The sequence below is a fragment of the Paenibacillus sp. FSL H8-0282 genome (genome assembly GCF_037963825.1).
Taxonomy (GTDB): domain Bacteria; phylum Bacillota; class Bacilli; order Paenibacillales; family Paenibacillaceae; genus Paenibacillus_AQ; species Paenibacillus_AQ odorifer.
The window spans coordinates 1,363,820-1,385,778 of the sequence record NZ_CP150146.1; the positions used below are offsets into that span (position 1 = coordinate 1,363,820).

The 21,959-nt window shown below is 46.2% G+C and carries 20 protein-coding genes; 17 read left to right on the plus strand and 3 right to left on the minus strand.

Going from position 1 to position 21,959, the window contains the following annotated elements:
* Positions 1 to 31: 31 nt before the first annotated feature.
* The 7 genes from cysT (at position 32) to NST94_RS05960 (ending at position 7,713) form a co-directional block, all read left to right on the plus strand.
* Entirely contained in the window at positions 32 to 847 is an 816-nt protein-coding gene (cysT, locus tag NST94_RS05930) for a sulfate ABC transporter permease subunit CysT (protein WP_076128166.1), read from the plus strand.
* On the plus strand, positions 844 to 1,641 hold the full coding sequence (locus NST94_RS05935; protein ID WP_076104839.1) for a sulfate ABC transporter permease subunit: 798 nt from the start codon (positions 844 to 846) through the stop codon (positions 1,639 to 1,641). The genes cysT and NST94_RS05935 overlap by 4 nt, the downstream gene beginning before the upstream one ends.
* Before the next feature lies 1 nt (position 1,642).
* Positions 1,643 to 2,707, plus strand: coding sequence for a sulfate ABC transporter ATP-binding protein (cysA, locus tag NST94_RS05940; protein ID WP_076104838.1), 1,065 nt, complete (start codon positions 1,643 to 1,645; stop codon positions 2,705 to 2,707).
* Positions 2,708 to 3,024: 317 nt separating this feature from the next.
* Positions 3,025 to 4,092 carry a sulfate ABC transporter substrate-binding protein gene (locus tag NST94_RS05945; protein ID WP_076185774.1) on the plus strand — a complete coding sequence of 356 codons (1,068 nt, stop codon included), beginning with the start codon at positions 3,025 to 3,027 and terminating at the stop codon, positions 4,090 to 4,092.
* A gap of 139 nt (positions 4,093 to 4,231) precedes the next feature.
* On the plus strand, positions 4,232 to 5,017 hold the full coding sequence (locus tag NST94_RS05950; RefSeq protein ID WP_280752586.1) for an MBL fold metallo-hydrolase: 786 nt from the start codon (positions 4,232 to 4,234) through the stop codon (positions 5,015 to 5,017).
* Positions 5,018 to 5,329: 312 nt separating this feature from the next.
* Positions 5,330 to 5,911 (plus strand): GNAT family N-acetyltransferase, encoded by a 582-nt coding sequence (locus NST94_RS05955; RefSeq protein ID WP_280752587.1) that lies wholly within the window; start codon positions 5,330 to 5,332, stop codon positions 5,909 to 5,911.
* A 17-nt stretch (positions 5,912 to 5,928) separates the two neighbouring features.
* Complete coding sequence (locus NST94_RS05960; protein ID WP_280752588.1) at positions 5,929 to 7,713, plus strand: ABC transporter ATP-binding protein; 1,785 nt, start codon at positions 5,929 to 5,931, stop codon at positions 7,711 to 7,713.
* Between the two features lie 71 nt (positions 7,714 to 7,784).
* On the opposite strand, the gene NST94_RS05965 is transcribed toward NST94_RS05960, so the two are convergent.
* Together NST94_RS05965 and NST94_RS05970 are read right to left on the minus strand one after the other, a co-directional pair.
* The gene (locus NST94_RS05965; protein ID WP_038569149.1) at positions 7,785 to 8,588 is read right to left on the minus strand and encodes a Cof-type HAD-IIB family hydrolase; all 804 of its coding nucleotides are present in this window, start codon (positions 8,586 to 8,588) and stop codon (positions 7,785 to 7,787) included.
* 12 nt (positions 8,589 to 8,600) lie between these two features.
* A complete protein-coding gene (locus tag NST94_RS05970) occupies positions 8,601 to 9,548 on the minus strand; it encodes a DMT family transporter (protein WP_248547848.1) in 948 nt (315 codons plus the stop codon).
* Between the two features lie 228 nt (positions 9,549 to 9,776).
* Between NST94_RS05970 and NST94_RS05975 the strand changes: the two genes are divergently transcribed.
* The 6 genes from NST94_RS05975 (at position 9,777) to NST94_RS06000 (ending at position 16,915) form a co-directional block, all read left to right on the plus strand.
* Positions 9,777 to 10,490 (plus strand): metal-dependent hydrolase, encoded by a 714-nt coding sequence (locus NST94_RS05975; protein ID WP_076128159.1) that lies wholly within the window; start codon positions 9,777 to 9,779, stop codon positions 10,488 to 10,490.
* Between the two features lie 59 nt (positions 10,491 to 10,549).
* Entirely contained in the window at positions 10,550 to 12,361 is a 1,812-nt protein-coding gene (locus NST94_RS05980) for a sensor histidine kinase (protein WP_280752589.1), read from the plus strand.
* Positions 12,354 to 13,553 carry a response regulator gene (locus NST94_RS05985; protein ID WP_280752590.1) on the plus strand — a complete coding sequence of 400 codons (1,200 nt, stop codon included), beginning with the start codon at positions 12,354 to 12,356 and terminating at the stop codon, positions 13,551 to 13,553. The genes NST94_RS05980 and NST94_RS05985 overlap by 8 nt, the downstream gene beginning before the upstream one ends.
* A gap of 189 nt (positions 13,554 to 13,742) precedes the next feature.
* Complete coding sequence (locus NST94_RS05990) at positions 13,743 to 15,074, plus strand: extracellular solute-binding protein (RefSeq protein ID WP_076128153.1); 1,332 nt, start codon at positions 13,743 to 13,745, stop codon at positions 15,072 to 15,074.
* Between the two features lie 107 nt (positions 15,075 to 15,181).
* Entirely contained in the window at positions 15,182 to 16,057 is an 876-nt protein-coding gene (locus NST94_RS05995; RefSeq protein ID WP_038569153.1) for a sugar ABC transporter permease, read from the plus strand.
* A gap of 30 nt (positions 16,058 to 16,087) precedes the next feature.
* The gene (locus NST94_RS06000; protein ID WP_036681776.1) at positions 16,088 to 16,915 is read left to right on the plus strand and encodes a carbohydrate ABC transporter permease; all 828 of its coding nucleotides are present in this window, start codon (positions 16,088 to 16,090) and stop codon (positions 16,913 to 16,915) included.
* 90 nt (positions 16,916 to 17,005) lie between these two features.
* Here NST94_RS06000 and NST94_RS06005 read toward each other — a convergent pair whose 3' ends face one another.
* Positions 17,006 to 18,007, minus strand: coding sequence for a lipoate--protein ligase (locus NST94_RS06005; RefSeq protein ID WP_339282128.1), 1,002 nt, complete (start codon positions 18,005 to 18,007; stop codon positions 17,006 to 17,008).
* Positions 18,008 to 18,234: 227 nt separating this feature from the next.
* Between NST94_RS06005 and cobD the strand changes: the two genes are divergently transcribed.
* The 4 genes from cobD to NST94_RS06025 all read left to right on the plus strand — a co-directional run bounded on the left by cobD (position 18,235) and on the right by NST94_RS06025 (position 21,888).
* The gene (cobD, locus tag NST94_RS06010) at positions 18,235 to 19,323 is read left to right on the plus strand and encodes a threonine-phosphate decarboxylase CobD (RefSeq protein ID WP_076280083.1); all 1,089 of its coding nucleotides are present in this window, start codon (positions 18,235 to 18,237) and stop codon (positions 19,321 to 19,323) included.
* Positions 19,324 to 19,452: 129 nt separating this feature from the next.
* Positions 19,453 to 20,190, plus strand: a complete 738-nt coding sequence (locus NST94_RS06015; protein ID WP_076218820.1) for an adenosylcobinamide amidohydrolase — start codon at positions 19,453 to 19,455, stop codon at positions 20,188 to 20,190.
* A gap of 49 nt (positions 20,191 to 20,239) precedes the next feature.
* Positions 20,240 to 21,199: an adenosylcobinamide-phosphate synthase CbiB gene (cbiB, locus tag NST94_RS06020; RefSeq protein ID WP_339281771.1), complete on the plus strand. Its 960-nt coding sequence runs from the start codon at positions 20,240 to 20,242 to the stop codon at positions 21,197 to 21,199.
* Positions 21,163 to 21,888 carry a histidine phosphatase family protein gene (locus NST94_RS06025; protein WP_248547843.1) on the plus strand — a complete coding sequence of 242 codons (726 nt, stop codon included), beginning with the start codon at positions 21,163 to 21,165 and terminating at the stop codon, positions 21,886 to 21,888. The genes cbiB and NST94_RS06025 overlap by 37 nt, the downstream gene beginning before the upstream one ends.
* The last annotated feature ends 71 nt before the right edge of the window (positions 21,889 to 21,959 follow it).

Below are 21,959 nucleotides of genomic sequence, written 5' to 3' on the forward strand. Positions count from 1 at the left end.
CGGTTATCCGGAGGTGGGAGGGCAAAAATCATTGAATTCGCTGCTTAGACACAAAGGCTGGACTTGGGGTTTCCGAACTACAATTTTGCTCTATTTTGTAGTATTGATCGTGTTGCCCATACTCGGGGTCTATTACAACTCTTTTTCTCTTGGTTTTGGAAATTTTGTGGAAAGCGTCAGCGATCCAATTGCTTGGAAGTCGGTGCTGCTAACCTTAAAGCTGGCGATTTTCGCCACTTTAATTAATGTTTTGTTAGGAACTATGATTGCTTGGGTCCTTATTCGTTATCAATTTGCTGGTAAAGCGCTGCTAAACAGTCTGGTCGATTTACCTTTTGCACTACCAACAGCTGTCGGAGGTTTGATGATTCTACTGCTGCTTGGACCAGGTAGCCTTATCGGAAAAGCAGCTGAGGCACTTGGATTTGAAATTGTTTTTCATCAACCGGCTATCGTAATTGCTATGGTGTTCGTGACGTTTCCATTCGTGATTCGAGCGGTTCAGCCCTTGCTGGAGGAGTTGGATCCATCCGAAGAGGAAGCAGCATATACAATGGGTGCCAAGGGGGCAAGGGTATTCTGGCAAGTTATTCTTCCATCAATGGCGCCTGGGATGATCAGTGGCGGGATGCTCGCATTTTCAAGAGCACTTGCGGAATTTGGTGCAGTGGTACTCGTCGCAGGTAATATTCCGGGCCGTACACTTGTATCTTCTGTTTTTATTTTTGGTGAAGTTGAAAGTGATAATCCGGTCTCCGCCGCTGCGGTTTCTGTTATTCTCTTGACCTTATCCTTTCTCATTCTTTGGCTGATTAATATGCTGCAGATGCGGGGGAGACGCTCATGAGGAAATTATGGATTGCTCTTACTTATTTAGTGTTTTTTCTGCTCATTGCTGCTCCATTAGGAAAAATGGCTATCGGTGCTTTTAGTGAAGGATTTGGTGGTTTCTGGAATGCTCTGACTAGGCCTGAAGCGCTGCATGCGCTCATGATGACTGGGCTTGTTGTGATAGTAGTTACGTTATTAAATACATTGTTCGGTATTATGATGGCTCTGTATCTTGTTCGGGCGAACTGGATCGGCAAGCGTCTAAAAGGATTATTGAACAGTATTGTGGATTTGCCTTACGCGGTATCCCCTGTAATCGGAGGATTGATGATTGTCCTGTTGCTGGGTCCCGATAGTACCTTGGGAGCGATTTTTGAGGGGATTGGACTAAAGATCGTTTATGCGATTCCCGGGATGATCATTGCCACTTTATTTGTTACCTTTCCTTTAATGGTGCGTGAGGTTATGCCGGTGCTTCAGGAGATTGGTTCACAGCAGGAGGAAGCGGCTTCGACATTGGGCGCTCGTAGCTGGACTATTTTTTGGAAGGTAACTTGGCCTTCGATTCGTTGGGCGGTTGTGTATGGTGTCATTCTTACGGTGGCACGTTCACTTGGAGAGTTCGGCGCGGTGCTCGTGGTTTCGGGGAATATTATGAACAAAACCCAGACGGCGACAACTTTAGTCTATCAGGATGTTGAGAATTTTAATGTGACGGCTGCTGGAGGAATAGCGCTAGTTCTGGCTGCATTTTCCGCAGGTCTGCTGCTGTTGATGGAATGGACCAAGAGAAGAAAGGAAGTGCAGTAATATGCATGTAGAAGTGCGGGGGTTAAACAAGCATTTTGGAGATTTTCATGCGGTCAAGGACGTCAATTTCACCATTACAAAAGGTCACCTGATTGGATTGCTCGGCCCAAGTGGAGGCGGGAAAACCTCAATTCTACGTATGCTGGCGGGACTGGAGTCACCGGATACCGGAGAGATTATTTTTCATGGTCAGACGGTGAACAATCTTCCTCCTCAAGAACGTGGGATCGGCTTCGTTTTCCAGAACTATGCACTCTTCAAACATATGACTGTATTTGATAATATCGCTTTTGGCTTAAAGGTTAAAAAGGCAAACAAAACAGCTATCCGCGATCGTGTTATGGAACTTGTGGAGCTTACAGGGTTAAAAGGGTTCGAGAAACGTTATCCGCATCAGCTATCAGGGGGACAACGTCAGCGTGTGGCTTTTGCACGTGCGCTTGCGCCTGAACCACAGCTGCTGCTTTTAGATGAACCTTTTGCCGCTATTGATGCGAAGATCCGCCAGGAGCTGCGCGCTTGGCTGCGTGAACTGATTGAGCGTGTAGGTATCACCTCTATTTTTGTAACCCATGACCAAGATGAAGCGATTGAAGTAGCGGATGAAATTATGATCATTAATCAAGGACGTTTGGAACAAAAGGGTACCCCGTGGGATATTTACAAGGAACCCAAAACACCGTTCGTGGCAACATTTATCGGCGAATCTACGCTGATTGAGAACGCTTCTGAGGTTAAGGGCTTTACAGGTGCGGGGGACGGCAAGCCTACCAAAGCGCTGATTCGTCCTGAATATATTGAAGTGGGTAACCTGCATGAGTTCAAGATGGCTTCTGCTACGGAAAAAGGTGTTGTGAAACATCTGCATTTCCGCGGCAGCGAATGGCTCGTTGAGGTTGAAGTAAATGGCCACAAGCTGGTCACTTACCGTTCGTTGGAGAAAGAAACCTTGCAGCCGGGTCAGGAAATCTCAGTACTGGTACATCGGGCTTATCTGTTTAATGATGAGCGCAGCTGGATCCAGGAGAACAACCTGAAAGAAGATCCGATGCCGATTTTTATTTAAAAATAAATAAAATTATTTTCAAATTCTTTTGATAGTAGCGAATGTGATTCGCTAGGATTAGAGGAACTGATGTGAAGGGCAGAAGTAATGAAGTGGAAGTTTGGAACTGTAGGAGCGGAGCGACCGCCTTTGTTTCCGGATTTAATCCGCTGAGGATATAAAATTAATAAATCTGGGAACAACAGCGGCCGAAAGTCCAAACATTCCGCGTAATTACGGCAAATACCGAACGTTGGTTACTTGAATTATAAGTTTCAGCCATAGAGCTACTTTCAAGGAAATATTAAAAATCATTACCTCGAAGGATGTGGGCCGCAATGAATGTCAAAAGGAGCAGACAACTGCACGGATGTTTTGCTGCCCTAATGCTGGCCATACTCACGCTGACAGCAGTCGGTTGCGGGAATGAGAAGGCAGCTACGACGATGGCAGAGCCTTCGAAGCAAGGGGATGTTACGCTGGTAATTGGCGCATACAGTGTGGCTAAGGATGCGATGCAGGATATTTTGCCGTTATTTGCTGCCAAGTGGAAGGCGGATACGGGTCAGGATATTAATTTTCAGGAGTCTTATGAGGCTTCAGGGACACAGGCGCGAGCGATTGTAGGTGGATTTGAAGCGGATGTGACGCTGCTAGCCATGGAAGGTGATGTCGAGAAGCTAGTTAAGGCTGGACTCGTAGCGCCAACATGGAAAGAGCAGGGTGAACAAGGCATGGTAACACGTTCAGTAGTAGCTCTTGGTACCCGCGAAGGAAATCCCAAAGGCATTCGCGATTTTGCGGACTTAGCCAAGCCAGGGATTAAAGTGTTATATCCAAACCCGAAGACCTCTGGTGGTGCGCAATGGGATATCAACGCGATCTATGGGGCTGGTCTGAAGCTGTCAGAGGAGCAGGAGGGGGCAAAGGATCCAGCAGCAGCCAAAGCTTTTTTGGAAAGCATCCATGCCAATGTAGAGTCTCTGGATAAGAGTGGCCGCGCTTCTATGGCAGCCTTCGAGTATGGAGTAGGGGATGTAATTGTCACCTATGAGAATGAACTGCTGGCTCGGATTGCTCAGGGAGTCAAATACGAAGTCATTATTCCTAAAAATACAATTCTGATTGAGAATCCGGCGGCTGTTGTAGAGAAATATGCGGATGAGCATGGGACACGCATAGCATCAGAAGCACTGGTTGATTTTTTGATAACCCCACAGGCACAAGAGATCTTTGCAAAATATGGCTTTCGTCCCGTGGATAAACAAGTCTATGCTGAGCACAAAAGCGATTACCCTGATCCGGCGGGCCTCTTTGATATTAACTATTTAGGAGGCTGGGATGAGGTGCGAAGCTCACTTTATTCCAAGCGTGGAATTTGGTATCAGGTACTTGCCGGAATATAAGGTAGAGGTATAACAAAAGAGTCATCCCAGCAGTTCATCTGTGGTGGGGATGGCTTTTTTTGGTGGGTCTCTTTAAGATAGAGAGAGGGTAATTTAGATATATTACTTCGTTGAAGAGAACCTGAAGGAGAGATAATAGATGGATACGTTGGTATTTTTGGGTACAGGGGATGCCATGGGGGTTCCTCGGGTATATTGCAGCTGTGAGACCTGTACAGAGGCAAGGGAACAGGGTGAAAATATTCGCCTACGCTCTTCTGTACTTATAGATAATGGCAGTGACTTTTTAGTGATCGATTGTGGGCCTGACTGGCGGCGTCAGATGGAGGCGCAGGGAGTACGGAATATGCGCAGACTGCTGGTGACACACGCTCATTTTGATCATATTGGTGGGCTGCCGGAATGGGCGGATTCTTGCCGCTGGATGGGATATAAGGGCCAGCTCTATGCCCCAGCAGAAGTGATCCCGATAATAGAGCGGCAATATCCATGGCTGCGCAATCAGATCGAGATGATTCCTTGTGATGGAGGCATAGAGCTAGACGGCTGGACAATAGATACCTGGAAAGTGAACCATGGCAAGAATGGATACTCGTATGCTTTTCGTCTGAAGAAGGAGGGCTATGTATGGGTGTATTGTCCAGATTCCATTTCTCTTGGAGCTGAAGAGACACGCCTGATGCATGGAGCTGACTTGCTGGTATTAGGTACAAGCTTCTATTACGAACCAGCGGAGTTATCGACTCGTTCTGTATACGATATGACGGAAGCAGCGGAGCTGCTGCAAACTGTGAAGCCTCAAAAGGCAATCTATACCCATATGTCGCATGATGTGGATATGAGAAAATCATATATTTTACCGGAAAATGTTACGCTGGCCGAGACGGGGATGAGAATACCCTTAGGATCTTCGGAGATCAGCTGAAATTTAGATAAAAAGAAAACTCCCTTTTGCTGGAAGGGAGTTTTCTTGATCCTATTTAACCTGTTATATTCCGCCTTGTTGAATCCATTTAATTAACTCTTCGAGCCAAGAAATGGAGTGGTCCGCTTTAGTTGAGATATTCACTAAATCAAAAAGGGACATCATTCGGGCAACTTCAGCCTGTTGATGTTCCTTTTGTGATTTCTATTGCATTCAGTATTCAGATCCCCATTTATACTATATAATCAAAAAGCATATCGTATTATTTTTACATATTTAGAATAATTATCATCGCCAAAGGAGGAGTATGAAGTGGCTGACTCCAAGGATCCAATCCTGCTTGATTTTCCCGAGAGTTTTGAAACAGAGAGGCTGCTCATTCGTGCCCCTTTATGGGGAGATGGAGTTAGCATGAATGAGGCTATCCGTGAAAGTATAGATGAATTGAGACCTTGGATGGCTTTTGCTCAAGTAATACCCACATTAGAAGAATCAGAGAAAGTTACTAGAGAAGGCAGACTGGAGTTTCTAAAAAGGGATAAGCTACATATGCGTATTTTTAGAAGGGATACGGAGGGTTTTATCGGCTGCATTAGCCTGCATCATCTAAACTGGGAACTCCGCAATTTTGAGATTGGTTATTGGATCCGGAGTGCCTGTGCAGGCAAAGGATATATGACAGAAGCCGTAAATGGAATCACCAATTTTGCCATACAGGAACTAGGGGCGAATCGTCTCGAAATCTTTTGTAGTGCACGAAACACCAAAAGTGCCGCGGTAGCCGAACGTGCGGCTTTTACACTGGAAGGGATCCTGCGCAGTGCGAGTCTTGGGTATGACGGGGAACGGCATGATAATAAGGTGTTCGCTAAGGTTAGAGGTATAGAATTTTAAGTGAGAGGGCTGGTTCTTTGAAGCAGAAAGGCGTATTTTCAAGATTAAGTACATATATGTTAAGGCACAAGCTTTTGTATACGATTTTATTATTTACGACTTTATTTGGGATTGTTCTGGATTTAACGATTGCTTGGCTGCTCTCAGTAATTACGGATGCTGCGGTTAGACTCGATGTGAAAGCTTTTAAAGGGCTGGTTATTTTTGGATTAATCTACTTATTAGTGAGTGCAATTAACGGTTTCATCGATCGATATTTCAAAAATAAAATCTCTGTCAAGATCAGAAATGAGCTGCGGTTGGATATGATGCGGCATGCCTTAGCTCTTCCTCAGTCTTATTTTGACCGTAATCATTCCGGGGATTTATTGTCCCGCTTTACTAATGATAATCAATCTGTTGGTAATGCTGCAGGCGAGGTAATGATTGATCTAATCCGTAACCCTTTACTAGCCCTCGCGGCTTTTGGTTATTTGCTCTATATTAACTGGTTACTGGCATTGATCTGTTTTGCAATGGGGCCTTTGATGTTCCTTACGGGAAAAATCTTCGGTTCAGCGATGCGTGAGAACAGTGTGAAGATTCAGACTAATATGAGTAAGATTACTTCCTTTTTACATGACATTCTAGGCAGTAGTATGGTGTTTAAATCCTTTAGCATTGAACGCAGACTAATGAAGCAGTATCAGGAGCATAGTGAGAATATTACTTCTGAAGAATTAAAGCGGGGAAGAATTGAGGGAGCTACTGGCTCATTCTCTTCTTTTCTGGGAAACTTTACGTTTCTTCTGGCGCTGGTCGTGGCTGGTTATTTTGTGGCAAAAGGATCACTTGAGGTCGGTGCGATGATTGCTTTCATCCAGCTCATGAATTATTTAGTGATGCCGTTCTCTTCACTGCCGGGACTGATCAATTCGATGCAGCAATCACTTGGGGCGGCGGGACGGATCTTTGAGGTGTTGGATAGCCCGGTGGAGGTTGAGACCCTTCCAGAAGTGGAGACTAAGCAACCAGAATTTGAGAGTATGGTTATGTCGTCGATCTCTTTCTCTTATCCGGGAGCAGAGAGACAAAGTATAAACAAGATTAGCTTAGAGCTTCAAAAAGGAACCCAGATGGCGGTTGTGGGACCGAGTGGTGGAGGTAAATCTACGCTTTTCAAACTATTGCTGGGATTGTATGAACCCGATGAAGGCGAAGTAATAATCAATGGGCAGCGGATCAACGAGATGAGTCTGGCTAAGCTTAGAAGTTATTTTTCCTATGTGCCGCAAGAGGCAGGTCTTTATACAGGAAGCATTCGTGATAATATCCGGAATGGAAATCCAGAGGCGGATGAGCAAGAAATTCTGGAAGCTTTGCGAAAAGCGAATGCCTATGATTTTGTAATGGAATTGCCTGAGGGACTGGATACTGATATTGGTGAGGAAGGCTCACGACTGTCCGGGGGACAACGTCAGCGGCTTTCTATTGCAAGAGCAATTCTGAGAAACGCTCCTATTCTACTGTTGGATGAAGCTACTGCTGCACTTGACAATGAATCAGAAAAACTGGTACAGCAGGCCATTCGTAAACTAATGGGGGACAAAACTACACTCGTTATCGCGCACCGTTTATCTACGATTCAGAACGCTGATATCATTCTCGTGATGGAGAATGGTGAAATTGTGGAGAGTGGAACGCATGATGTACTGCTTGCTGCTGAAGGAAGATATAATGATCTGTACTATTCTCAGCTAGAGCAGGAAGAAGAGAGTGGAATGGGACCCGAGAAAGTGGAATTAGCTTCTACAGGTGTTTGAGTGTTGGAATAAAAAAGGGTGCAGCAACGTCATGAAATATGGCGTTGCTGCACCCTTTTGCTTAAGGAAGTTTAGTTCACTTTATTAAGAATGAATTTATCAATCGCATATTTCACGCCATCGTCATTGTTGCTTAAGGTCACAAAATCAGCAATTTCTTTCAGAGCAGGAATAGCATTCTCCATAGCGACGCCAAGTCCGGCAGCTTCCAGCATCTCATGGTCGTTCCAAGAATCACCTACAGCGATAGTCTCGGAAAGCTCACAGCCGTAATGTTTGGCTAGGAATTCAAGTGCAATGCCCTTGGTTCCTTCATGATGCATGATTTCCAGGAAGTGTGGTTTGGATTTGGTAATATGCACGGAATCACCAAGCAATTCATGCAGGATTGGAGCCAGTTCATCCAAGAAATCAGGATCATCGATAATTAGCATTTTTGGTGTTTTTTGCGGGACAAGCTTTTCCCAGTCAGGCTCAATAAAATATTGCGTTTTATTCAAGTCCGTATAGTCTTTGATCTTTTGGTTGTCTTCACGGGCATATAGCTTGTCGTCAATGTAAGTTTGCAGATGCAGATTATGCTCCACGCAGTAAGTGAACAGCTTGCGGACTGCATCTTGCGGGACGTAACGCTCATACAGTACTTTTTCATCGAGCAAGTTCTTAACGAGTGCACCCTGGTAAGTAATGATAGGTACGTTTAGTCCAGTTTGACGGGCAATGGCTTGAGCGGAAGCGTAAGCACGGCCTGTAGCAAGGGTTACAACAACACCTGCGGCAACAGCCTCTTCAAGCGCAGTTTGGGTAGCTGGTGTTACTTCCTTGTCATCATTAATCAGAGTGTCATCAATATCAATCGCGATCAATTTGTACATTTGTCTCTCTCCTTATCTCTTTCTAAATAGATGTAATTTGGAAAAATAACTCTTCTTATGTTGATTCTGACCCGGTTCCGGGCTCAGCTCTGCCATAAGCATAGCCCCCAGAATACAACCACAACCGAGCAGAGCGGACAACCCGAGTGTTTCCCCGCCAAAGGCTAAACCCGTCAGAACGGCAAATACCGGTTCTGTGGCATAAATAATGGCTACCCGTGATGGGGTAGTATATTTCTGACAGGCGGTTTGAATCCAGAAGGCAAAAGCGCTGGTTGGCCCGATGGAGATCAGCAGAGCCCAAAGCACATCTGGGTCCTTAATCAGCTCCCCGCTGTGGGCGAGCGGTGTTGCCCCTTCAAAAATAAGCGAGGCAGCAATACTGAACAGCCCAACAAAAGCAAGCTGCAGAGTAGCTAGCGGCAACGCCGGATAATGAGGTGCATAAACGCCAGTATAGGCTACCTGTAACGCAAAAGCTATGGCACACAGAAGAATCAAGGCATCGCCTTTATTCAAGGATAATGCAGAGCCCGTGAAGGTCAACAGATAAAGCCCGATTGCGGCGAGTGCCGCACTGAACCAAGTGTATCGTGAAATCGCATGCTTCAATAGGGCAAGAGACAGAAAGGGAACTAGGACAACCGATAGCCCGGTAATAAAGCCGGTATTAGAGGTTGTTGTATATAGAAGTCCCATCGTCTGAAAGCCATAGCCCATAAACAAAAAAAGGCCAAGCAGCAGAGAATCGCGTACCATGCGGAAACTTAGCTGTTTCCAATCCTTGCGGTAAAAAATAACTGTGATTAGAGCCAGCAACAGGGCAGCGCCCATAAAGCGGATACTATTAAACGCGAGCGGTGGCAGCACCTTGACAGCATTTTGTACAATCAGAAAGGTACATCCCCACATCATCGCCACCAATAGCAGGCTGGAATCGGCTATACGGGAACGCTTCACTACTTAGGTCATCCTTTCTTCAGCAGCTGCCGTCTCTATGTAGACGACAAGGACAAGTTGTCCAAATTGTATCGTATATTCATGGGGAGGACAAGATAGAAATCGCGCAAAGGCTTATATACTAAGCGATTTCAGCGTTTTATGTAGACAAAAAAACCGGGTCTTGATATACTTCGATAACCGCACATTTGTTCTTGTTTTTGCATCTTAGAAAGGAGCGGTTTCACTATGATGGGCAGATCCCATTTAATTATCAGCACCGGGGTTACCCTATCTGTTATGAGTTTGATGGCCCATGAGATTACAATCCCGGTTATTGCCGTCGCCGCATTAAGCTCGCTCCTGCCAGACATTGATGAACCGAATTCGTTACTGGTACGCAAGGCGATTCCTGACTTTCTGCTCAGGGTACTACAGGTTGCTTTGATAGGAGCAGCGATTTATCTTTATTTTGCAGGAATCGTTGAAAGCCCTTGGAATATTGTACTGGCCCTACTTGTGGGGAGTGTGACTTTCCTGCCGGGAAGAAAGCTGCGGCATCTGGTGATGGTACTAATCGCTACTGCGGTATTTGCATACGGAGGGGCATATGATCCTTGGAACTACATAGTAGCTTGTATACTCGTAGTTACATCACTTGTCCCGCATCGTGGATTGACTCATACCTTATATGCTGTTGCAGGCTGGAGCACTTTATTGTATTTTGCTTCATCGGGTATACAGGATGGTGGCAGTCTATGGATAGCAGGCGGCATGTCTTATGCGCTTCATCTATTGGCCGACTCTCTCACCCAAAGGGGAATTACGCCCCTGCCGCCCATTCCATTTAAGCTGCGTCTAAAGCTAATGAGTACAGGCACGAAAAAAGGTGGAGCTGTAGAGAATGTTTTTATCCTGCTGACACTCGCCCTAGTTGTATATGTATTTATACTTTCTCCTTGAGATTTACGGATTTGAAGCACATAATGAATTACCGCTAGAACACACAGGAGGCGGCTGTTATGCGGGGGGATTCCTTAGTGAAGTGGTTTGGAAGATTGCAGATTCGTAATAAAATTATCCTTATTTTTATACCGTTGATCATTTTTCCATTGCTTGCTTTAGGCTTGCTCTCAGGGCAGATGTTCAGCCGTTCGATGATCGAAAAGGCTAAGTACAATTTTAAAGATGAATCCAAGCTCATCATGCAGCAAATAGATACGATTGTAAAAAATACGGAGAGTAGTGCCAACATTATAACTACCGACATCCATCGGATGTATGCTGAACGTCCGTTGTTATCCTCGACAGTGGAGCAGACGCGGTTTCGCAATTTAATGCAGAGCCAGCTTTCTATCGATCTGATTATTTTTCCGGATGTCGACTCTGCTGTATTTGTGGATACGGAAGGGCAGATATATTCCTCTTACGCCTACGGTAATCCTAACGAGCAGAAGGTATTCACCAGCGATATGCTGGAGAAGGCTAAAGAAAAAGGCAGCTACGGAGTTAACCGTTGGCTTCCCATGGAGCAGAGAGATTATCTGGTTAGTGATCCGGCAGTTCCGGTGCTCACACTGAGTAAAGTCGTGTACAATCTTAAAACAGGCAACCTAATAGGTACATTATTTGTGAACGTAAAAGAAGATGCTCTCTCTGCTTTTCTGGAAACTGCTAGAGAAACCTCTTCGGACAAGAAATATTTTATAGTAGACGGAACGCAAAGGACCGTGTCTACACCTGATAAATCAAAGCTTCTACTGAAGCCTGAGGACAGACTGAACGGCAGTCTTAGGAAGAAGGGAAGCTCTGTCTCGGAAATTATCGGCAGGGGGAGCGGGCGAGAGCTGGTCACAGTGACGTATTATGATAAGCTGAATTGGAAGCTTGTGAATACCATTTCGCTGCAAAAGTTAACCGCTGATATTCATCGCAATATAACGTTAACTATATTCGTGGGAATAGGATGCCTGTTACTGTCTCTGCTGCTTGCAGGAAAGCTGTCACAGATTATCGTAAATCCGCTTCTTCAGGTGACGAAGGCGATGCGTAAAGTAAGGGAAGGCGATCTGAATGTTACCTCACCAGTGACTACAGAGGATGAGACGGGGTTGATCTCCACCGTATTCAATTCCATGGTTGGTCGTATTCAGGAGCTGATGCGGACGATTACGAACGAACAAGTCCGGAAACGTGAATATGAACTAGCTCTGATTCATGCCCAGATCAAACCCCATTTTCTGTACAACACACTGGATACGATTTATGTACTCAACGATTTGGAGCTTAATGAAGCAGCTCGGGATACGACCAAGGCACTGGCAGACTTCTATCGGGTTGTTCTTAGCAAAGGGAACGAGGTTATTCCACTGTCCGAGGAAGTATCAAATGCAGCTGATTATTTGGCTATTATGCAGGTTCGCAACCCCGACGTATTACGTTACGAGATTAATATCCCGATATCTCTCGAAGAAGTCAAGGTACCCAAATTGTCCCTGCAGCCACTCATCGAGAATGCAATCTACCATGGATTAAAAACAAAGGGAAGTCAGGGGCTAATCTCAATAGAGGCATATACACACGGAAGAGAAGTTATCATTACCGTGGAGGATAATGGTGTTGGCATGTCCGAGGAGCAGGTGTCCCGGATTGTAGAATACCGCTCACGAGAAGGAAAACCGGCATCCATTGGTATATACAGCGTTCATGAACGGATTAAGCTTTATTTTGGAGAACCATATGGCCTATCGGTGGAAAGTAAACTGGGAAAGGGTACTGTTATGAAAATGACGATTCCCGGAACGGAAGCGCAGGGGGGCAGCATAGATGTATAAAGTGATGGTTGTAGATGACGAGCCGCTGTTTCGTTATTATATGCGGACCAAGCTGGATTGGAGTAAATATGATTTCAGTGTCTGTGGTGAAGCGTCAAATGGCAGAGAAGCGCTGGAAGAAGCGGAACGGACGAAACCTGATTTGGCTTTAGTGGACATTAGCATGCCCTATATGGACGGTATGGAGCTGGTTACCCGGTTACAGGCCAATGCACCTGATATGCTGATTGTTTTTGTAACAGGGCACAATGAATTTGATTATGCGCAAAAAGCGATTCGCTTAGGTGTACAAGATTATTTATTGAAACCGTTTAACCAGCAAGAGTTTAACGAGATGATGATCAAGGTGAAGCAACGCCTTCAGTCACATAAAATAGGTGCACGCAAAGCTGGGAAGCCGGAAATAATTGCAGAAGGAACGGCTTCCAATAAGCTCTTTCCACTCCAAATGGACGAGCAGAATTCCTCTGAAGGGATAGAGGAGTTCTCCTTTCCATCCAAAGAAATCACTCATCTTGGAATTCAGGATGCCATGCTGATGGCGTTAAAGATGGGGGATGGCGATGCAGCGGCGAAGGACATAAGCAAATTAATTGAGATTCTACGACGCCAGAGAGGGGGAGGCAGCTATTCCTTTACTCTATTAATGAGTATAGTATCCCTTTGCCTTGCCTATGCTGGAGAAAGAGGGATCAATCCGGAAAGTCTCTGGAAACCAGCAGGTTCATCAGAGCAGCGGCTACGGGAGATGGATAACTGGGATGAGACCGAAAGCTGGATAAAAGGCTTGTACAGTAAAGTCATTGATCAAGGTCGTGAGCACCGCCCCTCTAAGTCGTACAATTTATTCATTGCCGCCAAAGAGTACATCCGGGAGCATTATTCCGATTGTGAGCTGACAGTTGACCAGGTGGCGAATGGCGTGTATGTAGATACCAGCTATTTACGGAAGGTTTTTCGAAAAGAAGGTGGAATCTCTGTACTTGATTTCATTACCTATACTCGTATGAAGCAGGCCAAGGAACTGCTTGCTGGAGGAAATGTGAGACTGTCTGAAATCGCCGGTAAAGTGGGCTATAATGATCCGAATTATTTCAGTAAATGCTTTAAAAAACACTATGGCATGCCGCCGTCTGAATTTGAGCAGCTGGCTGCCCGTTCCCGCCATATTGGCGTTAATAATGAAATTTAATAAACAAATTTGGTGGCGGCTCTCTGGTGAGGCCGCTTTCATTTTGTCCTGTTTATTACCGATTGTGCCCGATATGGCTCTTTTTGGGTCTTCAAGGCTCAAATATAATAGAAACAGGACGATGAAAACGCTAACAAATAGCGGATTCAACTAGCTCCACTAAATAGAGCATCAGAAAGGGGATTCATTATGAGCAACAAGCTATTCAGAACACTGGGGGTTGCAACTGTTTTATCCTTAGCTTTCTCACTTACAGCCTGTGGTGGTAACAATGCCGGAAACGGTGGTTCAACCTCTGAAGATTCCAATACGACCGCTGGGAACACCGATAAGAAAATTCAAATAAAAATTTATGCACAGCATTTTGACGAAGATACTTCAAAGCCATTTGATTATGCCGTAGAGGAATTAAAAAAGGAAATGCCGGAGGTGGAGATTGTACTGGATGAGGCTGTTCAAGACGGCTACCAGAAGCTGAAAACATATGCCGCGACTGGGAACATGCCGGATATTTATGAAACAGACTGGCCTACGCTGCAAACCTTCGCCAAATCTAAAAATGTCGAGCTGCTTGATGAATACCAAGCCACCAAAGATTTCAAAGCGAATCTAAACACAGGGAATGAGTCCCGTCTGATTGCCCCAGACGGTCATGTATACGCATTCCCATATACGGGAATTGAATTCCAAATGTTGTTTTACAACAAGGATATCTTTAAAGAGGTAGGCATCGAGATGCCGATCAAGACGATCGATCAGCTGGCTGAAGCGGCTAAGAAGCTTTCTACAGCAGGGTATACACCGCTCTCAATTTTCGCGAAGGAGAAATGGATCACTACTTCTTTTTATAGCGGACTTGTGACTCGTGAGGAGACGAAAGGGTTTGGCCCACTCGAAACGAAGGGAACGACAACATTGCCTTCGCCTTATGTAACAGCAGCAGAACAAATGAAGAAGCTGGAAGAAGCAGGCTTGTTCGACGTCAATGCTACGAATACCAATTATGATCAAGCTTCATCTTTGTTCTACCAAGGAAAAGCTGGCATGTTCGTCAACGGTCAGTGGGAAATCTACAGCAGTGCTGAGAAGCTTGGGGATAAAGTGGATTGGATGTACTGGCCAGCTAAGGACGAAGCGACTTATGAGAACAACAAAATGTACATTAACGGTGCCGGAGGCCCTGGTGGTTTTGCCGTTTCTCCTAGCAGCAAGAATGTTGAGACCGCAGTGAAAGTAGCTAGTTTTATCGCACAAAAATATAGCGAATACAAATATACACAGCTGGGTAGCCCGATCGTAGCGACTAAAGTGGATAAAGAAATGACCGGTGAAGTGCCTGCCATGATGAAAAGAATCGCTGAAGAAGTGCTGCCAAACGTAAAGGGTTACGCCAATGCGGTAAGTAGTGTTCAAATTAAAAATGCACTGGACGACAATACACAAAATATGTTGATCGAAGGATTCTCAGCTAAGCAGTTCACGGATAATATGAACCGAGTGCTGAACAAAGAAAATAAATAATTAGAGAAATAAAATAAATAAAAATTGGTCCATGCCCTGCAGCTCACCCGGATCGAGCCCTTATATCGGGTGAGCAGCTTGGCAAGGAAGGAGTGGAATCTTACCGCATGCATAAATACTTAGGTAATAAGAAAGCCATAATGCTGTTTCTGCTTCCCGCTCTGTTGATTTATAGCGTAGTGATTATCTATCCGGTGCTTCAATCCTTTTATCGTAGCTTTTTCGAGTGGGACGGGCTCAGTACGGCTACTTTTAACGGATTGTCCAACTATGTAGAGATGTTTGATGATCCATTGCTTTTGACATCCCTTCGTAACGGCCTTATTTTTGCACTGGTGCTCGCTGTATTTCAGATCGGATTGGGAACCATTCTTGCGCTTGCCTGTGCCGATCCGCGAATCAAAGGGCGTAAGTTGTTGAAAACAGCTTATTTTATCCCCGTAGTTCTGTCGGTTACGGTTGTTTGTCAGCTATGGATTGCCATCTACGATCCGAATAACGGATTGATCAATAGGCTTTTTGAAATTTTGCATATTCCTTATCAACAAAACTGGCTCACTTCTCCAACCACATCCATAATTGCGATTGCCTTTGTTAATGCCTGGCAGTTCATGGGTTACCAGTTCAGTCTTTTATATGCGGGGGTTAAATCTGTCCCTGAGCAGTACATGGAAGCTGCCACGATTGACGGTTGCTCCAAATGGATGGCGCATCGTAAGGTGACGATTCCAATGATGAAGGAGACGTTCAAATTCTGTCTGATCATTGCCATTACTTCAGGAATCGGTGCTTTTGTACAAATGTTGATTATGACTAACGGCGGACCGGGAACGAGCAACTATACGCTTACCTTTATGATTTATCGTTATGCTTTCTTGGAAAGCAACTACGGCTATGCCTGTGCGGTATCGGTTGTGCTTGTCCTTCTGTCGCTTCTGGCCACCATTATTATCAACAAGACATTTGACCGAAATGAAGCATAAGGCAGTACGCCGGAAAGGAAAAGGAACGTTATGAAAAAAGTGAGAGCATTGCTCATACAGCTTCCCTTATGGATTTATTTTATCATTTCCATCTATCCGCTATTATGGATGATTTCTTATTCTCTGAAAAATAATGACGAGATTTTTGTCACCAACCCTTTCGGATTTCCGACTAATTTCCGGATTGAAAACTATGTGGCCGCTTGGTCACAGTTCAATATACCGCGATATTTTACGAATAGCTTGGTAGTCTCTACGATTTCAACGCTACTTATTATCATATTATCGCTGATGTTCTCATTCGCAATTTCCCGGCTGCGGTGGAGATTCCGTGAAGGGGTCAGATTGTATATGACGATCGGAATGTTCATGCCGCTGCAGGTAATTATGATTCCACTTGCTATACTCGTGCGGGACTTACATCTGACTAATACCTACGGTGGGCTGATTGTTCCTTATGTCGCCATTGGATTGCCGTTCTCTTGTCTGGTATTCTACGGCTTTATGAAGGGTATTCCTGGGGAGCTGGAGGAATCCGCTTGTATGGACGGCGCGAATGTATACCGGATGTTTCTGCAGATTATTGTGCCGGTTGTAACGCCAGCTGTCGCAACAGTAGCCATTTTTCAATTCCTGAACAACTGGAATGAATTTTTGCTGGCTTATATTCTGATCTCTGATGAGGGGATGAAAACACTGCCGCTGGGTCTATTGTTCTTCCAAGGCCAATACAGCACTGACTGGGGTGGCATGGGGGCGGTTATGACGATGGCGAGTCTGCCAATGGTTATTGTCTATTTGTTCTTTAGTGAGCAGGTAGAAAGAGCAATGACAGTTGGATCTGCTGTAAAAGGATAAAGCGAAGAGTATTAATTCATGCAAAAGAGGACTTCTGGCGAATGCGCAGGAGTCCTCTTTTTGATTCAAATCATGACCAGTGAATTCATCCTATTCCTCTAGGAAGATCAATCCGATAAAATCCTCCGGCTCAATACGACCGAAATAATGCTTCAAATCGAGATCAGCTAATGCTTCTCTAACCTCAGCCTCGTCATAACGTTTGCCACGAAGTGCATTTTCAACATCTACTACGTCACCGACTCCGAAGAAGTCACCATAGATTTTGATGTCTTTAATGAGGGAATCTTCAATATCCATCCGAATATCAATAATTCCGGCAGGGAATTTGCGCGTGTGCTTAACGTTGCTTTTTGGTGACAGACCGTAGTTCCAGTCCCAGTTCTGGTAGTGCTCCTTGGAGATCTCATTAATTTTGTCCCAGTCGGCTTGTTGCAGCTTGTACTGAGGAACCTCAGAAGGATCCATACCAAAGATCGAACGCAGCAGGCCGGCGCGGAACTCCTCGATCGTCATATCTGTACCCAGCAGCTCTTTGATATTCGCTACACGACTGCGTACGGATTTGGTGCTCTTTGATTTAAACTTCTCTGGATTCACTTTTAGAGAGGCTTGTACATCATCTAAATTAAGATTGAACATCAAGGTACCATGGCTGAACATACGTCCGCGTGTGGAGAACTGAGCGTTACCGGAAATCTTTTGCTCACCAACTTGCAGGTCATTCCGTCCGCTTAGCTCGGCGTTAACACCCATGCTTTGCAGGTAATCGATGACCGGTTGGGTAAATTTCAAAAAGTTATGAAAGGATTGGCCGTCATCCTTGGTAATAAAGCTGAAGTTCAAATTTCCAAGATCGTGATAAACAGCTCCACCGCCGGATAGACGACGTACGACCTGAATATTATTATCTTTTACATACTCTTGGTTAATTTCTTCGATAGTATTCTGGTGTTTCCCTATGATGATGGATGGGCTGTTGATATAAAAAAGCAGGTAACTCTCGTCCATCGGCAAGTGCTTCAGCGCATATTCCTCAATCGCCAAATTGATGGATGCGTCAGTAATCCCTGTGTTATCAATAAAAAGCATAGTGAATTCCTCCGTCGCAGCAAAATTGATTACAACCTTCATTTTAAACCAAAAGCGGTTTTTTAACAAAAGAGATCACATTGTTGAGATTCATGTCGGTTTGAGGGAAGCGGGGGATTTAGCTGATTCCTTCTGCGAAAGCATTGACGTTCTTCCGGCAAAGAGGCAATAATGGTGGCAATGACATACATATCGTGCTAGAGAAAGTAGATAGAGGGAGTGTAATTATGCTTGAAAAATATGGGCATGGCGGTGATTTGTTGACGGCAGCGGAGCTCTATGGAGAAGCTGGGGGCACATTTCTCGACTATAGTGCCAACATCAATCCACTCGGTCCTCCACCGCAAGTTTTGGAGCTGCTCAGAACAGCACTGTCAACGGTGGTGGCATATCCGGACCCTGGACACCGACGCTTTAAACGCCTACTGGCGGAAAATCTTGGCGTAGATAATAGCTGGTTAACTGTGGGCAACGGAGCAGCGGAATCTATGGCTTTGCTGCTGCTGGCGATAGCTCCGCAAAAGGTTGGCATCGTGGAGCCTTGTTTCTCTGAGTATCGGCAACTTTCCGTACAATTTGGCGCTGAAGTATTATCGGTTCAGGGGACAAGGGAACAGCATTTTCGCGCTGGAGTGGAGGAGATTGCCGGGCTGTTGGAACAGGTGGAACTGTTATTTCTCGGACAGCCGAATAATCCCAATGGCGTTCAGTATGCTGTGGAGGAACTGCGCTTGTTAGCGCAGAAGGCTGAAAGCTGCGGGACTTATTTGGCTGTGGATGAAGCTTTTATTGACTTTATCCCGGAGTCAGAGCGAAATACACTCCTGCCGGAGCTGGAGCGGTTTCCGCATACGGTTCTGGTGCGGTCGATGACGAAGTTTTATGCGATTCCCGGCTTGCGTCTCGGGTTTGCGATTTCACATCCGAAGCTGGCGAAGGCGATGAGCGGAAAGCAGGTCACCTGGAGTGTGAACGGCTTGGCGCTGCTCGCAGGGGAAGCCTGCCTTACAAGTGGACGTGACTATGAACAGCGTACGCGTGAGCTTATTGCAGCAGAACGCGAAAAACTGCGGCAGGGTCTTATGCAGCTGGGCTGCGATGTCCCACCGGGAGAAGCCAACTTTCTGCTCTGTGGCTTGCCATCACCGTGGAGCGCGGCTGAGTTTCAGACTAGGCTTGGCCGCGTAGGTATACTAGTGCGCAGCTGCGCTATGTATGCAGGGTTAGGTGCTGAGCATATTCGAGTTGCCGTTAAGGGACATGAGGATAATGCCCGCCTTTTGCTGCAGATGGCGGAGATTCTAGCGACTAAGTGACAGGTGCATGTAGTCTTTAATGACTCTATGTGCGGAGCGAGCTGACAGCGCTATTGGTGTGGCATCCTTTCGAGGATGGTTGTAAGTATTCAATGAAAGAAATGAGCGGTGAAAGGAGCGGGATCGGCTATGGTGGAAGTGAAGATTCCATTTAATCTTACAGGGGGAATCAGGGAGTATCGTCCGGCCGTCTGGCCAGGGCTTGCTCTGCAATGGAAGGATAAGCATCTGCTGCTGGAGCTGCCAGCAGAAGCCGATGGTTTATCGAGCGCGTTCTACGGCGGAGGAATGAACCGGCTGCAGCGGGCCGTCAATTTATATGTTGATCGCAATTACGAATGTAGTGATCCTGTCCAGGATATGGAGAATAAGCTGCGCGATTGGGGTTATCCTTTATCCGGCTGTGCTGGTCTGATGACGGCTGTGCCGCTAGAGCATGCAGCGGTAGCTGAAGAGGACACGGGTTCAGCGGGAATATTTGTTTGCGTTACAGCCGCCGCAGGAAATGCTGCGCGCGCAGGTGTGGAACGCAATGTGCTGGCTGTGTATCGGCCGGGTACGATTAACATCATGCTCTGCATTGATGGCCGCCTGACACCGGCGGCCATGGTCAATGCTGTGCAGACAGCTGTCGAAGCCAAAGCTGCCGCGCTGGCAGATCTCGGGATTACCGATCCCGAGAATGGCCTGATCGCAACCGGCACGACTACGGATGCTATTGTACTCGCTGTGAGCCAAAGCGGGCGATACAGCGCCGAGCATGTATATGCCGGCACAGCAACCGATCTTGGAGGCGCTATCGGCCGGCTTGTATATAGTGCTGTGACGGGCAGCCTGCTGTCGGTGCAGGCAAGGAAGGATAGCTAATGAGAATGGATAGCTGGAGAAGTAGAAGCTTGTTCAGAGGTGATTGCTTGTGACAATCGCTTTGGTGTTGCTTGCGGCTTACGTAATTGACCGGATCGTAGGTGATCCGCGTAACCTGCCTCATCCCGTAATTGGTATGGGCAAAGCAATCACGGCTCTGGAGCGGGCGATCCGTCGTTTATGGTCCCGCCCGCAAAGCCTACGCAGAGCAGGGGTGTTGCTTCCGCTATGTGTGGCGGGCGGTGCTTGGGCACTGACAGCCATCCTGCTATGGCTGCTGTCATATATCTCACCGTGGCTCGTCTGGATAGCCGAGGTTTGGTTGATTTCAACCACGATTGCCTCCAAGGGACTAAAGGATGCAGGAATGGCGGTGTACGTGGAATTGCAGAAGGTCGATATTCCTGCTGCCCGCAAGGCGTTAGGGATGATCGTGGGACGTGATACGACTTCGCTAGATGCACCGGAAATTGTCCGTGGAACGGTGGAGACCGTAGCAGAAAACATCGTCGATGCGATTATTTCTCCGCTTTTCTACGCGCTGATTGGCGGTGCACCGCTTGCTATGGCTTATCGGGCGGTCAATACACTCGATTCAATGGTTGGTTATAAGAACGATAAATACCGTGATCTCGGCTGGGCATCTGCCCGGCTCGATGATGTGGCTAACTTTATCCCGGCACGAATTACGGCATTGCTTTTGGCTCTATGTGCAGGGATGCTTCGTCTGGATTGGCGCAGATGCCTGCAAATGGTGAAGCGGGATGCACATCTACATCCAAGCCCTAACAGCGGTTATCCAGAATCAGCTGTGGCTGGCGCACTCGGCATCCGACTCGGAGGCGAAAATATGTATCATGGCGTCGCTTCTTTTCGGGCTTATATGGGTGATCCGGTACGTACGATGGAACCGGATGATATCATCCAGACCTCGCGGATGATGATGCTCTGCTCTTCAATATTTGTAGGTCTATGCGCGGTTTTGGCATGGATATGGATTGGAGGCTGAGCGTCGGTATGGCAATTCCCTCTATAGAGCTTGAGCTAGTGCTTATCCGACACGGGCAGACGAAATGGAATGTTGAGCATCGTTACCTGGGACATACGGATCTTCCATTGCTTCCTGACGCAAGTGAGCGGTTATCCCAACCTCAGCAGCAGATCTGCCTGCAGACTGAGTTATCAGGTGGTTTTTGGCGTGTGTTCTGTAGCGATTTGCTAAGATGTCGGGAGACCTTGGCTTTCGGAGCACCTTCACTAGAGCAGGACGCTGTTTACGATCAGCGGCTTCGTGAAATGAACTTCGGAGCTTGGGAAGGCTGCACTTATGAGCAGTTGAAAGATAACTCTCTATATAGACGTTGGATTGATGATCCTTCAAAGGTTACACCGCCAGAAGGAGAATCGTGGACAGCATTCGATGCTCGGTTGCGTAGTTTCCTGTTGGACTTAGGTCAAGCTGCTGTGGCTGCGTTTGGATGCTGTGCTATCAAGGAGAAAAAAAGTGAGGTTACATCGAATAGAGTATTGGTAGTGACGCATGGGGGTGTAATCAGGAATTTACTTGCACAGTTAGTTCCTGGTCTCACATTCTACAATGCAGTGGCTCCTTCTCCCGGGAATGGAATGGTACTAAAAATACTCTGGCAGCATGGACAATGGTCAGCTGATAAAGCTCATATTTTGGAAAAAGGATGATTACATGAAAAAAGGGTTCCACGTCATTAGGAAAACCTAATAGGTGGAACCCTTTATGTTTGAACTATCGT

Coding starts and splice junctions, on each gene's coding strand:
- NST94_RS05935 (WP_076104839.1), top strand. CDS start 844: ATGAGGAAATTATGGATTGCTCTTACTTATTTAGTGTTTTTTCTGCTC.
- cysA (WP_076104838.1), top strand. CDS start 1,643: ATGCATGTAGAAGTGCGGGGGTTAAACAAGCATTTTGGAGATTTTCAT.
- NST94_RS05945 (WP_076185774.1), top strand. CDS start 3,025: ATGAATGTCAAAAGGAGCAGACAACTGCACGGATGTTTTGCTGCCCTA.
- NST94_RS05950 (WP_280752586.1), top strand. CDS start 4,232: ATGGATACGTTGGTATTTTTGGGTACAGGGGATGCCATGGGGGTTCCT.
- NST94_RS05965 (WP_038569149.1), bottom strand. CDS start 8,588: ATGTACAAATTGATCGCGATTGATATTGATGACACTCTGATTAATGAT.
- NST94_RS05975 (WP_076128159.1), top strand. CDS start 9,777: ATGATGGGCAGATCCCATTTAATTATCAGCACCGGGGTTACCCTATCT.
- NST94_RS05980 (WP_280752589.1), top strand. CDS start 10,550: ATGCGGGGGGATTCCTTAGTGAAGTGGTTTGGAAGATTGCAGATTCGT.
- NST94_RS05985 (WP_280752590.1), top strand. CDS start 12,354: ATGTATAAAGTGATGGTTGTAGATGACGAGCCGCTGTTTCGTTATTAT.
- NST94_RS05990 (WP_076128153.1), top strand. CDS start 13,743: ATGAGCAACAAGCTATTCAGAACACTGGGGGTTGCAACTGTTTTATCC.
- NST94_RS05995 (WP_038569153.1), top strand. CDS start 15,182: ATGCATAAATACTTAGGTAATAAGAAAGCCATAATGCTGTTTCTGCTT.
- NST94_RS06000 (WP_036681776.1), top strand. CDS start 16,088: ATGAAAAAAGTGAGAGCATTGCTCATACAGCTTCCCTTATGGATTTAT.
- NST94_RS06005 (WP_339282128.1), bottom strand. CDS start 18,007: ATGCTTTTTATTGATAACACAGGGATTACTGACGCATCCATCAATTTG.
- cobD (WP_076280083.1), top strand. CDS start 18,235: ATGCTTGAAAAATATGGGCATGGCGGTGATTTGTTGACGGCAGCGGAG.
- NST94_RS06015 (WP_076218820.1), top strand. CDS start 19,453: ATGGTGGAAGTGAAGATTCCATTTAATCTTACAGGGGGAATCAGGGAG.
- NST94_RS06025 (WP_248547843.1), top strand. CDS start 21,163: ATGCGCGGTTTTGGCATGGATATGGATTGGAGGCTGAGCGTCGGTATG.